At 65.3% G+C, this 17,401-nt stretch carries 6 protein-coding genes; 5 read left to right on the top strand and 1 reads right to left on the bottom strand.

What is annotated here, in order from left to right; translation table 11 throughout:
- Positions 1-4,815, bottom strand: a 4,815-nt coding sequence (locus tag AB4068_RS15485; protein WP_441433838.1) for a DUF7507 domain-containing protein, incomplete at its 3' end; no start/stop codon positions are given.
- A gap of 346 nt (positions 4,816-5,161) precedes the next feature.
- Between AB4068_RS15485 and AB4068_RS15480 the strand changes: the two genes are divergently transcribed.
- From AB4068_RS15480 to AB4068_RS15460, 5 genes are all read left to right on the top strand, one after another.
- A complete protein-coding gene (locus tag AB4068_RS15480; protein ID WP_441433837.1) occupies positions 5,162-7,063 on the top strand; it encodes a DUF7507 domain-containing protein in 1,902 nt (633 codons plus the stop codon).
- A gap of 396 nt (positions 7,064-7,459) precedes the next feature.
- Positions 7,460-7,795 (top strand): hypothetical protein, encoded by a 336-nt coding sequence (locus tag AB4068_RS15475; protein WP_441433836.1) that lies wholly within the window; start codon positions 7,460-7,462, stop codon positions 7,793-7,795.
- Positions 7,796-9,182: 1,387 nt separating this feature from the next.
- Positions 9,183-9,668 carry a hypothetical protein gene (locus AB4068_RS15470; RefSeq protein ID WP_441433835.1) on the top strand — a complete coding sequence of 162 codons (486 nt, stop codon included), beginning with the start codon at positions 9,183-9,185 and terminating at the stop codon, positions 9,666-9,668.
- A gap of 921 nt (positions 9,669-10,589) precedes the next feature.
- Positions 10,590-11,114 (top strand): hypothetical protein, encoded by a 525-nt coding sequence (locus AB4068_RS15465; protein ID WP_441433834.1) that lies wholly within the window; start codon positions 10,590-10,592, stop codon positions 11,112-11,114.
- A gap of 274 nt (positions 11,115-11,388) precedes the next feature.
- Positions 11,389-17,401, top strand: a 6,013-nt coding sequence (locus AB4068_RS15460; protein WP_441433833.1) for a DUF7507 domain-containing protein, incomplete at its 3' end; no start/stop codon positions are given.

Raw genomic sequence — 17,401 nt, 5'->3', positions numbered from 1 at the left:
CGTGGTGATGGTCCCGCCCTGGGGTGTCGTGCCGTCCGGGCCCAAAGGCTGCCCGGTCACCGTGGCGGTGTCGTGGTGGTACCCGCCCGCGGCCGGGGCCGTCGCCGAAGCAGTGCACGTCATCGACGCCCCGGTGGCGAGGGTCGTGGCCGGGCAGGACACACCCGTGGCGACGTCATCGGCCAGGGTGAGCCCGTTCAGTGCAGTCTCGCCGGTGTTCGTAATCTCGAAGGTGATCGCCAGGGCCGATCCTGCGGGGACGAGGACGGCATGGTCCTTGTCCCCGGCGATCACACCGTTGATCTTCTTCACCAACCCGATGCCCGGGGTCAACGGGTGCGCGAACGCATCCGAGGTCCCGGTCACGGTCCCGACAGGTTTCCCGGTGGCAAGGTCCACCAGCGCAGCCCCTGCCGGGGTGGCGGCAGTACCGGTCACGGTCGCGGTGTCCTGATGGACGGCGCCCGTCGCGGGGCCCGGGGTGGTCGCCGTGCACGTCGTCGACTCACCCGGGTTCAGACCCGTGACCGGGCAACTGATCGCCGTCGTCGCAGCCACCGAATCACCCACCGTGACGGGTTCCAGGCGCACGTCCCCGGTGTTCGTGACCAGGAAGGAGACCTGCATGGTCGAGGACGCCACCACCCCGACACCCGGGGTGGTGTGGGACGCGGCATCCCCGTTGATCGTCTTCACCACCGTCACGGCAGGGTGCGCGGCCGTGTAAGCGAACGCGGTGGAGGTTCCGGTCACGGGTGGTTCGACGGTGCCGTCGGGCAGGACGGGGGGTGTTCCGGTGGCGGTGGCGGTGTCGGTGTGCTGGACGTCCGGGGCCGGGGCCGGGAAGGACGCGGTGCAGGTGATGGTCTCACCGACCGCCAACGTGGTTTGCGGGCAGGAGATCCCCGCGGCCGGGACCACCGAATCGGTGACGGTCACGGAGGTGAGGGGGACGTTGCCGTGGTTGGTGACCTCGAAGGTGATGGGCATGGGCTGGTTGTTGGGCACCAGCGTCCCCGGGCCGGGGGCGACCCGGGAGGCGGTGTCGTTGTTGATGGTCTTGATCACGGCGATGTTCGGGTTCGGGGTGWAGGCGTGGGCCTCRTCCTTCGCCGAMACATCRGMTGCGGSRGTGCCGTTCACATCGGTGAGCAGGGTCCCGTCCAGGSCMCGCGGSGTCCCGGTSRCGGTGGCAYGGTCCACGTGGGTTCCCCCGGGCGTAGTCGGTGCCGGGGTGGTGGCGGTGCAGCTCATCGACGCGCCCACGGCCAGGGTCGTGGCCGGGCAGGCGATCGCCTTGACGGTGTCGTCGGTGACGGTGACGGGGTTCAGGGTCGTGTTGCCGGTGTTGGTGACCTTGAAGGTGACATTCATGGTGGAGCCGGTGGCGACGAGCAAGGGGTTGGCGGGGTCGGGGACGTGGCTATTATTGAGGTCTTTTTCCAGGGTGATGGCGGGGGCTGCTTTGAACAGGCCGGCGTGCTCGGTTGTGTCGTTCTGGCCGATCGCGAGGGTGATGGTGCCGGTCGTGTCAGTGCCGTAGTTGATTTTCGAGTTCACCGCAGGGTCCGTACCTTGCAGCGGCACGGTGGTGTAGTACCCGGCCGGGCGGACGACGTGGATTTTGTAGTCGCCGTGGATCAGGTCGGTGAAGATATAGTGCCCGGTCGAATCCGTCGTCGTGGTGCCGATTACGGCGCCGGAGCTGTTGAGCAACTGCACCGTTGTCCCGGAAATGCCCGGTTCCCCGGAGCCGGCGTGCAGGCCGTCAATGACGTTGGTGTCGTCCCAGACGGTCCCGGCGATGGAAGCGAGCACGGTGGCGCCGGTGGCGGTGTTGGACTGGATGGGAAGTCCCAGCCCACTGATTTCGCCGGTGGACTGGTTGGAGAAGATGTCGCCCTTTTGGTCGCCTGCGGCGTTGAGGGTGATCTGGATCGTGTCGGACTGCTGCGCGGTGATCTGTCCGCCGTTGATCCGGATACCGGTCGCGGCCGCGTAGTTCGCCGGGCATCCGGGGGTGCCGAACTGGGCAGGGTCGCACCACACGATCGCGGAGTTCGCGGTTGCCGGGTCTTCATCGTTGGCCATGTTCAACGACGCCGTGGGGAAGGACGTGTATTTGAACGTCACGGTCTGCGCGCCCGCGGCGTCGACGGCGGGCCCGGCAAGGGTCAGGGTGCCGTGGAAGGAGGACGCGGGGGTGCGTTGGTCTCCGTTGAACGGGAGCCAGTCGATGAAGTCCGTGCCCGGGTAGGTGTTGTTGGACAGGTTCGCGAATTTGAGGTTGAACACCTTCTGGGTGTTCGGCTCCGTCACCGGGTTCACGAGTGACTTCTCGACGCCGAAGGAGGCGGAGTTGACCACGGACACGGTCGCGGTGGCGGTCCGGTAAGGGGAGGCCGGGGAACCGTCGTTGTCGGCCGAGATCACGGCCGTGTTCACAAGGGAGGTTCCGTCGGCGACCAGGGTCCCGATGGTCGCTTTGTAGGTGACCGGGGTGATCGCGGTCCCGGCGACCGGGGACCCGAGGGACCAGACCAGGGTCGTGGTTCCGTCCGCATTGAGGGTCACCGACGGTTCGCACGGTGTCGTCGCGCACGCCGAGGATCCCGGCACAAAGGACTCACCCTTGGGCAGGGTGTCGGTGATGGTCAGGTTCAGCGCCTGGTAGGGGTTCGCCGACCCAAGGGCGTCCGTGACCGGTTTCAGGGTGAAGGTCACGGTGTTGCCGGCCAGGGACTGCTGTACGGAGGCGGACTTGCTGATCGTGGCCCGCACGCCGGTGACGGTGATCCGGTCGCCCATGGTTCCCGTCGTCGTCGCCGCGTTGTAGGTGGAGACGAGGGTACCGCTCGGGTTTGATGCAGTCACGGCCGAAGGGTCGTTTGTGACCCAGTCGTAGTTGGGAACGATCGTGCCCGAAGGGGTGGTGGAACGGACCTGCAGGGCGACTTCCATGCGGGAACCGAACGCGCCTCCGGGGAGGCCGGCCTGCAAGTCGGCGAGCTGCTGGGCGGTGGTGTAGGCGGCGGTGGTGTAGGCGCGGACCTTCGTGATCGCCCCGGCCCCGCCCGGCACCTGGGTGAGGTCCGTGTACCAGACTGGCGAATCAGACGTGTTGCACGACCCGGTCTGCTGGGCCGCGGTGGAAGCCCAGCCCGTGCCGTCACCGGCGTTCACTCCGCCGTTGCCGCCGGTGCCGTACTCGACGACCCAGCCTAGTTTTTGCAGCTGAACCGGGGTGCCCACGAAGGCTCCGCGGGTTGGCATCGCTGCGTTCAGCGGTGCCACGGTGGCGTCCTTATTGTCGATGGTTGTGCACATGGTGAATCCGGCCGGGAGGGTGGTTACGCCGGGGTTGATCTGGACGAAAGGCGAACCCACGTAGCGGCCGGTCTGGGACACATACCCGTCGCCGGTTCCGGGGCCTGAGCCGATGTACGGGTTCGCCGTGCCTGAAGGGAATATGTGGTAGGTCGGGCTCGTGTCGCCGTTGAAGGTCACGGCGGATCCGTTGGCGAAGTCCTGGTATTTGAGGTCGTTTTTGTTGGTGTAGATGCCGTTTCCTGCTGCCGGCCCGAACAGCGTGGAGGTCCAGCCGTGCTGCTTGTCGGCAAGGTACGGGGAGGTGGCGACGTCGTTGTTGGTCTTCCCCGTGCCAGGGTCGCTGGCGCCACCGTAGTTCGGGTTCCCCAGGGCATCGACCGCGCTCAGGTTCGAGACCCACATCGTTCCGGGAACACCCGCAGATGACAGGCTTGTGTCCGGAACCAGCACCAGGAGACTCTGTGTGGCGACGAAGCACATCCCGGACGGGATCGCACTGCCGCCCGCGTTCAAGGTCGGGCACGTCGCCGGGTTCGTGTTCACACCAGTGACGCTGATATGGACCAGCTTCGGGTTGGCGGGATCCACTGTGCAGGTCCACGTGCCCGAGCCCGCCGGGACGCCATCGACCGCGCCGTTGCCGGCGGTATGCGAAGAACTCCAGGGCGCTCCGCTCTGCCCGTTGGCGGAACACCCCCCGAAAACAGCCCCTGCCGGCATCGAAGACAGGTCAGCGGTGAACGCGAAGGAATTCCCGTTGATCACATCCGAACCCGCATCCACGTGCAAGCCCACCGGGTAGAAGAACATCTCGGCGCGTTGGCCGTTGATGGTTCCAATCCCATTGCCGTTGTTCGAGGGACCTCCGAGGGTGACCCCGGTTTTGGGGGCCTGGGACACCGAGACGGTGACGTTCGGTGCGGCCGACACTGCCGACTTCACCATCCCGGTCGCGGACAGCGTGGCCGCAGGTGCGAGCGGGGTGCCGTTCGAAGCGGTGCGCAGCACCTTGATCGCGGGCTTGAAATTCCACGTCGTGCCGGTGGTTTTCGCCCCGAAGTTGCACACCAGCACCGACGGCGTCGTCACCCCATCACCCGTGATGCCCGATCCCGGACCCGCGCAGTCCAGCGGCAGGGAATCCCATCTGAAACCCAGCGGCAGCGGGGCGAAGGTCGCGGTCGTGTTCTGGAACGTGGTCTGCGACGGTGCGCTCGGATCGTTGATCGACATCGTCACCGAATAGGTCACCAGATCTGAGGTCCGCACGATCCCGTTGTTCGGGCCGGTGTCATTCCCCGGCCCCGCGGTCGGGTCGAACACCGGCTGCCCGTCCTGGGTTTCCTGAATCACGATCTGCGGGGTGGCCGTCGTGCCGTCGGCCAGAGCGGGCGTCGGGGCGCCCAGCAGGGCCACGGCCGCCAGCACCCCGGCCAGCACGACTCCGACGGGGCGCCTCCACGACGCTCCGAAACCAGCAAACAACCCACGAACCACGACGAACCCCGATCCCCTTGTAACGAACCCCGGTCGCTTACCAGTGCGCAGACCCGAGGTGACACCTATCTCGGAACTCAACCGCTACCTCGGTCGTTAGTGACGGTCGTTCCTCGCACTCCGCGGTGCGGGTCGGGTATGCCATCTTCCGCCGGGCGTCATGAAACCCGTCCTTTGAGCGTCTAGGGCTCGGCGGACTGCACACCCGGACGTGGGTATTCGTGGGTGGTCCGTCAATCGCATCCGTGGAATGAGGGGAATCGTCGTGAAAAGTACTACCTCAACTGGGGTAAGCAACCCATCCGCCAGGCAAAGGCCCCGAAATTGGACGGGGATGTTCGCGCCCTCGTTGATTCTGGCCCTGACGGCTGTCCTGGTCTTTTCGTCTGTTTGGACTGCGCCGTCGCGGGCGGTCGCCGCGCCTGCAGGGACGGAGTACCCGTCCTCCTGGACGGTGGCCGGTCAGACCGCCACAGGTGTGACACCGTCGGGGGTGGTGGTCACCGCAACCCTGACCGGCCCGGGAACCCTGTCGCTGAGTAACTCCTTGGTGTTGACGGGGCCGGCGGCCTCCTATTTCCCTGCAACCGGGACAAACCAAGTCTTGCGGGTTGACATTGAGAACTGCACGGCGGTGTGCGGATCGATCACGTATACGTTTTCCAGCCCGGTCCGCGTTCCGGTGCTGCACGTAGGGGACACGGGGGCCGCAATGGCCGGGTCAATCAATGGTGTGGTGACCACTGTCGCCTACCACGACCACCCCATCTCGCTTTCGGCCGGGTCCTTTGCAGTGGACTCGCCGGGTTCTGAGTCGTCGAAGATGGCGATCACGAACGGCGGGGCAACGATAGGGATCCAGAACCCAGCGACGCAATCGGCCGGCTCCGACCTGACCTTCCCCAGTTGCGACGCTTTTGGCTGCGGTTCGTACGGAATCACAACGTCCACGTCCACGGTGACGAGCCTGGCCATGGACTTCGGATACGGGGGCACCGGCACATCCCAAGACGCCATCACCCTGATGTTGGGTTTTGTTCCTGCTCCGGCGACGGTGCGGATCGCGAAAACGTCTATCGACAGTACCGGAACGTTCTCTTTCTCAGGAATGACGAACCTCTCCAATACGAGCGACAGCCTCACGACAACCGTTCCCGGGACTCCGTCCGCTTCTGGGCAGGTCAACACCGTTATGAACTTTCAAACCGCGGTGTCGATCACGGAAGAACCGGTACCGGGATTCTCCTTTGCCGGGGTGTCGTGTCTGGATTCCAACGCCGCGATCACGGGAAACAGCACAATTGATCCTGCCGTGTCCGGGACAACCGTTACGATCCCAGGAGTCAATCTCGTCCCGGATGCAGCAATCACCTGTACCTTCACGAACGCAGCCAACGCGCCCGCCCTGTCTGTGGTGAAGTCTGCTGACAAGGCGAGCCTGGTCAAGGCCGGCGACGTGGTGGGCTACTCGTTTTTGGTGACGAATACGGGGAACGCGACTGTGTCGGACGTCGCCGTCGGTGATGTTCAGGCCGCGCCGGCGGGTGCTTTGGCGGGACCTATTGCGTGTCCGGTCACGGTGTTGGCGCCGCAGGCGCAGACCATCTGCACCGGTAGCTACACGGTGACCCAGGCCGATATCGATCACGGTAGTGTCGCTGACACGGCGACAGCGAGCGGCACGGGCCCGGGAGGCGCGCCGGTGCAATCGAGTCCTTCGTCCCTGTCCATCCCGGTCACCCAGGCACCGGCTTTGTCTGTGACCAAGACCGCGATGCTGACCGACAGTAACGGAGACGGCCTGCCAGACGAGGGGGACACCGTCAGATGGCAGATCGCGGTGAAGAACGCCGGAAACACCACTTTGACGCACGTGGTGCTCAGCGACCCGACAGCAGGAGCCCCGGTCTGCCCAAAGATCGCCCTGGCTCCGGGCGAAGGGATGGATTGCACCGTCCCCACCCACACGGTTTCAGTGACCGAAGCCAGCGCCGGGAAGGTGAGCAACACCGCCACCGTCTCTGGCGAGGACCCCGCTGGCAAGGTCGTGAGCGACACCGCAACCGCCGACGTCGTGGTGAGACTCGCACCGGTTCAATCCCTTGGGGCATCCCTTGCCTATACCGGCACTGTCATTGGCGCGCTGGTTCCCTGGGCAGCAGGTGCGGGCGCAGCGGGGCTGATCCTGCTTCTCCTGGTGAAAAGGAGGCGCAGGATCACTCCCGGCCAAGAGTAGTAGCCCGCCTCGATCGGTCGGCAGCAGTTGGCGGACATAGGGTGACGGTTGGTCCTTTGGGGTAAGGCGTCACCAACTCTTAGGACCAACCGTCGCTCTTTCAACTCTTCACGCCACAAGATCGTGACGCAGGATGCGAGCAAAGGTTGTGGCCCACCGTGCCGGTGTCAGGAAAGGAAGCCCGCCCGGTTAGGTATCTGTGCAGCTTGTCTCCCCGGGTTTGCGGTGGCCATCCGCGGTCCGTTGACGGCTTGCATGCCGGTCGTGGATGTGCGTGCCACGAACGGCCGGGGCAGGCGGGCCTGATCTGGGTGCGACACTAATGGACGAGCCTGTCTGTCCCGCCTTTTCAATTCGTTCGCGGCGAGTGCGCATAGCCGGATTCAAGGAGGATTCATGCCTAAGTTTGTCGTTCTCTACAACGCACCACAGTCAGCGGAAGCAACCATGGAGAACAACGACCCTGCGGCTGCGGCTGAGGGAATGAAGTTGTGGATGGACTGGGCCGGCCGCACCGGCGCACACCTGTCCGACATGGGTGCCCCTTTGGGCAACGGCCAGGAAATCACCCCGGCCGGTGCGTCCGCGGCGAACGCCGCCGTGGGAGGGTACTCGCTGCTGGAAGCAGACAGTGTGGAGCAGGCGGTGGCTCTGATGGATGGCCACCCGCACTTGATGATGCCCGGGGCATCGATTCATGTCTTCGAAGCACTGGCAATCCCTGGCATGTAGGCGGAGAAACAATGGGGCGTTCAACACCGCCAACCGCCCCGAGCGCATTCCGAGGAAGGCCTCCATTCAGATGCTGGATGGAGGCTTTCCGCGTGTTCGGACGTTGTGGAGCCCCCGCAGTCCTCCCCCGCTGTGTTGCGGTCAGCGGGACCTTGACCGGACCTTCGCGAAAGTGTGTATCGCGTTCCGGCCGCAGGTTTCAAGAGCTGCCGTCAGTCCGCGGACACTGGCTCGATCTTCTATGTCGCTTCACCGAGATCATGTAGCCCCACCCCTGGCCACTTGGATTCCGGTGGGGAAAAACTTCCGAGACGGATCTGCGCTGGACAACGGCGAACCGAAGCGGTTGCCAACTGAACACTGTTCTTTGGAATGGCACTCGTCAAATTTCTCTCGCCAGGTTTGCGGACATCAGGTGCTGGATCGCTTGTACGGATTGTTCGACCAACGCGGCAGCTTCTTCGCTGACGGCAAGGCGTTCGCCGGGCCAGCTGGACGACCGGCGGGACTCGGTCAAGGCATGGGCCAGTGCATTGCTCAGAATGTGCATCCTGCGCGCATATCCGACCCGGGCAGCGAGTCTGCGGATTCCCGCTGCCCGACCGGTCAGGCCATGGTCGTTCGCAACAGATTGTCCTCTTCGCAGCTTCCAGACGTTCCCCATGGCAGAACGCACCGTCCTCTCAACGTCGTCTCACGCCAAGCGGCCTTCGCCCGGCGCTGACGGTTCACGGCTATAACCAGGCAGAAGGACAAACGATGATGAGACGCACCGCTACGCCCAGACGTTCAGCATGAACTACCCCGAAAGGGAGAAGAAAATCCGGACGAGCGCTGGGAAAATTCCTTTGCCACCGGCGTCAGGAACTCTTGGACAAGATGTTAAGGCTCGGTGCGGGGACAGGTTGCCTCCTTCGGATCCTTCCTCCCTTCCCTGGGTGTTGGGTCCGCCCCGCATGTTGGGTCGGCGGGGATGCCGGCCCGGGACGGGCGGCACCCAGGTAATGTCATAGCTATGCGGGTGTCGCCCCTCCAACCACCACGAATTCCCGGTCGCCGCTGGCAGTTGCAACGGTAGGCCCTGCCGTGCCGACCGGTAGCCCGCCAGGATTTCCACCGGGTGAATGGTGTCGTCACGGATCCACCTCCCGTGCGTTACCCCCGTGCAGGTTGTTCCCCGGCATCGTCCGCCGCGACCCCCCTATGTACGGCGGCCGATGTGGGGCCTGCATGCCGCTCCAGGCTTCGAGTGACCTCGCGAGCGGCAGGGGCGGGCGGTGACTTGAAGGAGTTGGACCTTGGCCAAGCACCCCCGCCCCACCCTCGGGCAAACACCCGGAACGGGACATCCCCTGGGTTGCCGGACACCGCGATGATGGATAACAAGGTGGAGGCAGTGTCTGGGGGCAGGGACCGGGTTCTTCGTTGGCACTTCACTGAGTGGGCCGAACAATTCGACGTCTGCCCGTCCGGCTCTGGTTATGCTGACAGGAGTGGGAATTCCGCGTTCCCGGCCCATGCCGTGGCAAGGCCCGGCGGCGGGGTGTGGCTCAGCGCCTTGGGGGACTTCGATGAGGCGGGAATCCGCGGACACATCGAGGAGAACGAGCTTTTCCAGTCCGTGTTCATTCAAACGGTCAAACTGACGAGCAATCACGTGAGAACCGCGTACTTCGATATCAACGGCACGCTCTATCGGACCATTTTCCAGAACACCAGACCCGGACGTGGCAACCCGATCATTGATGTCCTTTTCATCAGCGAGGGTGAGTCTAGTAGTGAGCCTGTCCGCCCGTGGAGCATCTCTGCGTCACGAAACGGTTCGCTGACCGGTATGACGGGCAGGCGCGTACAGGATGCGCCGGGCGACTGAGGTATCGGGCAGGGGATATGGGGCTGGGTTTCATCGCGGGAGTGCAGCTTCGAGGCACTCCAAGCCGGCTGCAGGTAGACAGCCCACGGTTCATGCGGGGCCAGGCCTGCATAGGCCGGGCCCGGCCATCGCTGGCGCCGGGATGGGGAGCGAATGAATGGTTTACGTCACAGGCTCCGGGGCCCGACCTCGTTTGCTGCAGTGGCCGACGGAAACACGGTCACCTCGGAAACCACCCAAAAGGAATAAATACCGTGATGATTGATGTCCATTGGCTCGTCTACCTTGGCACCTTAGCCCTGTCCGTCCTCATGGCCGTAGCTGTCATGATCGTGGCGCTGCTCGCTCTCGGCCTCGTCGCGGTCAGCCTCCCGGTGTTCCGTGTCTTCAGGAAAGCTTGGACAGCTTCACCTTCTTCCGGCAAGCCCATCGGTCGTGACGGTACGTTGCGTCACGAAAGAGCCGTTGGTTCGTTGAATGATCGTGCAGGACACCTGCCAGTGCATCGCCCCGAAGCCGCCCCCTGGCCGACGGGTGAAGCCCTGCACACCGGCCAGGGGCTTGAGACCCCCACGGAGCTGGACGGGCGGTACCCGGGAAGTTTGAGACCTGGACGGGTACCGCCCAACACACCCCGTCCCCGGAAAACCCCGTCCCACTGTCCGGCGGAAACGCCATCAAGTGGCCACGTGAAGGCGGCGGACTCTGAGGGGCTGATTCGTTCTTCGACGGTGCGATTTTCCAGAACAGGTGCCGAGCCATCTCGGCCGGCCCGCCTGTGAAGCGGTGTCCGGTCGTCATGGTTCCCCGTCTTTGAGGTTCATATAGCGGGCAGATTGACCGACGGCGAGCGACGCCATCGGCGGGTGGAGTGAAGGGGAGTCTCAAATGAGCGGGCGGCATTACAGGTGGCGGCCAAGCGTGTTCGCGCCCGATTTCGGAGCGATGCCCAAGACGGTGATCGCCGGACTGATGTTCGGGCTGCTGTCGATCGTTCCGCCATCAGCTGTGGTCTTCCTGATGCTTGCGCTGGCCGGCGGCGGCCTTGCTTCCATCCCCCAAGGCGTATCGCCGTGGGGTTACATGGTGATCGGTCTGCTCGGGTTGTCTGTCTTGGCCGTTGTGGTTCTGCTGGCCTGGGCTCTCATGATGGCCTCAGCCCGCCGCCCCATCGGGCGGGTCTGCCTCGCGGCGGTCGCGGCGGCCGGGGTCGTCGGAACATTGGTGCTCTACGGGTTCCGTGTGCGCCTGCCCGACGACTGGTACCTCCTCAACGCCGGCGCCGCCGTCCTCGGCGTCTGCGCCTTGTTGTTGTGGACGCCCTCAGCCACCCGGTTCCTCCATGGCACTCCCTGGCGCGCCCCCGCCACCGTCACAAAAACACGCATAAACACGGTTTCGGTATTGAACGACGATGAACCCGGACTGGACCACGAAGCGGCTTGAAGGTCGACGTGGTGCTTGTTGCCTCGCGATGCGTTCCAGCGGCAGGGTGGCGTGCTGAACGATAGTTATCACCCCGGCTGCGTGGAACTAACGTCATGAATTTACCTGAGCCCGGTTAAGGCGACGGTTTATGCGTCACAGGTCCAGTTGACCGGTGACAAAGACGGGTGTTGTCACCGGAATGAGGAAAGTCATGGGTCGAGGGTTGTTTGCCGGTTTGGGGGCACCGTGGAGACGTCCTGTCGGGTTCGTTCTCGCGGGCACCGTGGCGGGGATGATGTTGTTGGCCGCCCCGTCTCCGGCTCTTGCCGACGGGTCGACGGCGGTCCCTCAGATCGTTCTTCAGGAGACCCAGGACGGCCAACCGGTGTTTGACCCCACCGCGGGACCTGGCAACGACACTGGCCCGAACAACGCGGTCGTGCGCACCTCTGATCTGGTCACGTATTCCGTAACAATGTCCATCAATGACCCGACTGCCCCGACCCAGACGACTTTCCAGAACACCAAGGCAACGTTTGCTCCGCTGGCTTTGGGTTTCAAATGGGATTCCCTGCCTTTGGACTGCTCCGGCCCTGGATCAGCTATTACCGGTGATGGCGTCAGTACCCCCTCGGTGCTGGTGTGCAATTTCGGGGCAAAGACGTCTGGTACGACGTGGAACTTCAAGCCCGCCATCAAGGTCCTGCGCACTGCCGCTTCGGGCACGCCGCTGGCCCCGTCCGCTACCTTGTCCGCCGACGCGCTGGTCAAGACAGCGGTTGCGGCCGCACCTGACGTGATTGTCTCCGTGTCCCAGGCCCCGAAAGCCGGCGTCACCATCGCGGCCCCGGCCCCTGCCGCGGTCACGACCCTGAACGGGGGCCGGGCACAGGAATACATCTACCCGGTTGGCATCCACGTCGACGCAGGCTCGGATGTGATCAACGGGAATTCCTTCTCGTTCACCGCCGACCTCTCGGGCCTGCCCGCGGGCACAGCCCTCAAGGACTGCGAGCCCGAAGGCGGGAGTAGCCTGCCCAGCAGCACGCCCGCCGCCGGCGGCGGTCAGGTCCGTGGCGTCCCCGGCGGCTCCGGGACCTGGACCTGCACTCCCGATCCGGCGAACCCGAAGCTGATCCACATCACCGCCAAGGGCGTGAACACCGACCCGACTGTCTGCCCGGATCACGGCGCGGACGGAACCTTGCTCGTGTCAGGCATGTGCTACGTTGCCACACAGTGGCTCCGCCTCATCGTCCCCGATTCAGGTCTGAGCGCCGGCGGGTCCCAGAACACCATGTGGGTGTCCAACCTTTCCGCAGTGGACACCTTGGGGAATCCGAATTACGGTGGCGCGAACGATCCCGGCACGGGCAAGACCAACAACGACGTCGCGTCCACGCCGTATCTGGCCGGAAAGCAGCACGGCTGGACGTCCAACTTCCCCGGCCCCCCAGGGCCCGGTAACGGGCTCCCGTTGCAAAAGGTCGACACCACCTATGTGGACAACTTCAACGGCGGGTCACCGACCTTCACCCCGGGCGGGGCGACCTCGGATAATATCCAGCGCACCTCGACGGGAATCAACTCGGGACCTGGAGGGAACGGTTACGTTTCCCAGACGGGCCGCTACGCAGGACTGACCATGGTCAGCTTCCCGGGGATCGTCGACGTACCGGCCGGGTTTACCCAGTGCATGACAATCGATAACAAGAACTCGACGATCATCCCGCTCAATGGCGGAACTCCGACCCACGGGGCACTTCTGTATACCCAGGCGTCCCTTCTCTCGGCCGGCTGGGTGGTGGAGTACGGTACCGGCGGCAACGGCGGGGTGAATTCCGGTGACGGGACGGGCTGGGCGTCCACCGCGGCGCAGCAAGCGGGTTCATGCAACACGTCCGATTCCCAAACCTGGGAAACGGACATCACCAAGGTCCAGGGCGGTCCGGGAGCGATCACGAAGATCCGAGCCCGCACCACTGCCCCCATCACGATCGCCCAGCAGCTCGCCGCCCCTTGTAGCGGAAACTGCCGGGCGGAACTGGATGTCACCTTGCAGGTCCGTGCTTCGACGCCTTCCGGGACGCTCGTACCGAATTATGGCTGGTTCACCAACGACCCGTCGGCGATGAGCGGGGCAAACCCTACCGGCACTGTGACCAGTACCTTCAACGCCGCCACCCGCGGGGGCGTCCTGGGCGACAGCCTCATCGTGACCGGCGTGCGCGCAATGATCAGCAAGTCGGCGTCGGTACAGCAGACCCTGGCCGGAAAAGCCGTCGACTTCACTCTCCGCCCGGCCACCGACGGCCTCGGCAGCCCCACCCCGTTCCAGGCATTGAACCTCACGGTCACCGACACGCTCCCGAAGGGTGAGACCTACGTGCCCGGGTCCTCCCTTTGCGGCTCCACTGCTTGCCAGGCGTCCGTGACCATGAACGCCGACGGAACCACGACGCTGGTCTGGTCCCTGGGCTCCCCGGTTGCGGGCACTCCCGTGGCCCCAATCACCTACAAAGCCACGATCGGGGCGCTGGTCTCGGATGGCACTTCGTTGGTCAACACAGCGGTGATCTCGGCCGACAACGATGGCTCTCCTGCTCAGTACCGGACCGCCACGGCGACAGTTTCCGTGGTGAACTCTGCCTCGTTCGCTGTCGAGAAGTCCCTCGTGAACCCGCTCACGGAACCGAACACCCCGAAGGTGTTCAACCTGAAATTCTCCAACCTGTCCAACAACACTTATAGCGGCACGGACTTCATCGACTGGCTCCCCTTCAACGGCGACGGCCGCACCCCTGCTACCTCCTTCCACGGCACCCTGACCCTTGCCGGGCCCGCCGTCGACGCCGCCGGCGCCCAGAGCGTGACCTTCAAATACACCTCGTTCCCGACGGCGTCGTTGAACATGTCCAATGATGCTGACCCGGCGACCGCGAACCCCGCGATTCTCTGGTGCGACCCTGCCCAGTTCGGCACCCCCGGATGCCCTGCGAACTACGCGGCCGCGACCGGTATCCGGATCAACGGCGGACAGATCACCGCCCAGCAGTCCGACACAGTCCAGATCACCCTCAACGCCGCAGGCGACCAAAAAGGCGATATCTTCTCCAACCAGTCCACCGGCGAAGTCGCCGGCCTGGGCCTCCCCATCCAGTCAAACACGGCCACCGGCGCCACAGTTCTCGCTTCGATCGCCGGTACCGTGTGGGACGACACGGCAAAGATAGACGGCCTGCACGCCGGCTCCGGGGAACCCGGCATCAACGGGGCCACCGTGCAACTGCTCGATTCCACCGGCAAGACCGTCGCCACAACGACGACGGACAGCACCGGGCACTACGCGTTCACCGACCTGATCCACGGCGACTACAAAATCCACGTGGTCCGCCCGGCCGGGTACTACACCACCGCGCCGTTGCAGGGCAGCGACCCTGCCGTGAATTCCAAAATCAACTACGGCACTGATTCGACCGGCACCATCACCCTGGCCGTGGGCCAGAACGACACAGTGGAACACGCAGGCTTGTTCAAAGCAGCCCCCGCGATCAGCCTGGAAAAGGACCTGAACGGCCACCACGTTCCCGACCCCGCGGCACCCTTGCTCGTCGGGACCGGTTCGACCATGAACGTGACCTTCAAGGTCACCAACACCGGCAACACTGCACTGAACCCGGTCACCGTCACCGACGACACCGTCAAGGCGATCAACTGCCCTGCCACGACCCTCGCGGCCGGGACGTCCATGACCTGCACCGCCGCCTCCCGGGTCGCCCCCGGCCCCGGGGCTTTGGTGCCCAACAACCAGCCCATGACCATCACCTTCGCCGTCACCAACCACGGCAACGTCCCCCTCACCGGCGTGACCGTCACCGACAACGTCATCCCGGCCGCGGGGATCAGCTGCCCGCAGACCGCGCTGGCGATCGGTGAAACCATCACCTGCACCGCCAGCTTCCCGGCCCCGGCGCCGGACGTCCAGCACACCGACACCGCGACCGCGAAAGGCACACCACCGGTCCTGCCCGACGGCACCGTCGAAGCACCCGTGACCGGGACCTCCACCGCCTTCGCCTTCACTGCGGCGCACCCTGCCGTGACGGTGGTGAAGACCATCAACGGAGACACGGCCTCCCACACCGCACCCGGCATCGGTGCTGTCGCCGGTTCGGACCTGCAGGTCAGCTTCCTCGTCACCAACACGGGCGACGTCCGGCTCGAGCCCGTGACCGTGGCGGACAACGTGATCACCTCCGTCATCACTTGCCCCGTCACGGGTCTGGACCCGGGCGCGTCCACGACCTGTACCGCGACCACGAAGGCGCCGGGGCCTGGCGGGAACCACCACGACACCGCGACCGTGACTGGCACCGCGGCCACCCCGGCAGGGCAACCCCTGATCGACCTCGCCACGGGAAAACCGGTCGGGACCGTCACAGCGTCTTCGGATGCGTTTGCCCTGGCGTTGACCCCGGGGGTCGGCATCGTGAAGAAGATCAACGGTGTCATCGCCACGGATAAGGACCACACCGTCCTGGTCCCGGCGGGATCATCGATGGCCATCACCTTCGAGGTCACCAACATCGGACAAACGGGCCTGGGCCCGGTGGCCGTGTCCGATGACACCATCACCGGCACCATCAACTGCCCGGCAACAACCTTGGCCGCCGGGGCGTCGATGACCTGCACCGCGTCCTGGCCTGCTCCGGCCGTCGGCGGGACGCACCACGATACCGCGACCGTGACCGGCCAGCCCCTGGGCCCGGACGGGAAGACCGCCCAGGGAACACCGGTCAGCGCCAAGGCCGAGGCCTTCGCGCACACCCCCGCCCCCGCCATCGCCGTGACCAAGAAGATCAACGGACAGGCCGCCCAGACCAGCAACACGTCGGTGAAGGTCCCGGCGGGCACGCCCATGAACGTCACGTTCGATGTCACCAACACCGGTGACGTCCGGTTGGATCCAGTCATCGTTACCGATGACGTCGTCCCATCCACCGGTATCATCTGCCCCCAGACTGCCCTTGATCCGGGCGCGTCCATGACCTGCACCGCGACCACTGCTCCCCCCGCACCCGGGGGAACCCACGTGGACCATGCCGCCGCGAAGGGCACCCCGCCGGCGTTCCCGGACGGCACCAAGGAAGCCGATGTCACCTCGACCGACCTGGCCTACGCCTACGTTGACGGGCACCCCGGAATCAGCGTCGTCAAAACCATCAACAACGACGCAGCCTCCCACAGCACCCCGGGGGCCTTGGTGCCGAACAACCAGGCCATGCCCATCACCTTCACGGTGAAGAACGACGGCGATGTGCCCCTGAGCAGTGTCACCGTCACGGACTCCGTCATCACCGGGGCCGGGATCAGCTGCCCGCAAACCACGCTCGCTGTGGGTGAGAGCATCACCTGCACCGCCAGCTTCCCGGCACCGGCACCTGACGTGCAGCACACCGACACCGGCACCGCCACCGCCACCCCGCAAGCCCCGGGCGGCGGGCCCCTCACCGACCCCGTCTCCGGCGTCACCGCCGGTAACGTGACCGCAACGGCGCAGGCCTTCGCCTTCACGGCAGCGCATCCTGCCGTGACGGTCGTGAAGACGATCAACGGGGACACTGCCTCGCACACCGCGCCCGGTGTCGGGGTCGTGGCGTCCTCGAGTATGCAGGTCTCGTTCGTGGTGACGAACACCGGGGACGTGCGCCTTGAACCGGTCACCCTGTCTGATTCGGTGCCAGCGACGACGGCGATCAGCTGCCCGGTCACGGGCCTGAACCCGGGCGAGTCGACGACGTGCACCGCGACCACGCCGGGCCCGGCGACCGGGGCGACCCATCAGGACACCGCCACGGCCACCGGTACTGCGGCCACCCCCGCAGGGGCTGCGCTGGTGGACCTTGCCACCGGGAAACCTGTCGGGACCGTGACCGGGACCTCGGATGCGTTCGCGCACCCGCTGACCCCGGGGATCGGTTTGGTGAAGGAGATCAACGGTGTGATCGCCGGGGACAAGGACCACGCAGTGCTCGTCCCGGCAGGATCGGCCCTCGCGATCACCTTCGAGGTCACCAACACCGGTCAAACCGACCTCAACGGCATTACCCTGGCCGATGACGTCGCGACGGGTGTGTCCTGCCCGGCCACCACCCTCGCCACCGGGGCGTCGATGACGTGCACTGCTTCGGCGACGGCCCCGGCCGCGGGCGGGTACCACCACGACACCGCCACGGTGACCGGGCAGCCTTTGGGCCCGGACGGCACGACACCCCAGGGCGGGACCATCACCACGAAGGCAAGGC

This window comes from Arthrobacter sp. 2RAF22 (assembly GCF_052115325.1).
GTDB lineage: Bacteria > Actinomycetota > Actinomycetes > Actinomycetales > Micrococcaceae > Arthrobacter.
Note: the sequence above shows the minus strand (reverse complement) of the source record. Positions and strands in the feature narration are given on the sequence as shown.

What these genes read in the sequence shown, in the direction of transcription:
- AB4068_RS15480 (WP_441433837.1), top strand. Translation starts at nt 5,162, where the DNA reads ATGTTCGCGCCCTCGTTGATTCTGGCCCTGACGGCTGTCCTGGTCTTT.
- AB4068_RS15475 (WP_441433836.1), top strand. Translation starts at nt 7,460, where the DNA reads ATGCCTAAGTTTGTCGTTCTCTACAACGCACCACAGTCAGCGGAAGCA.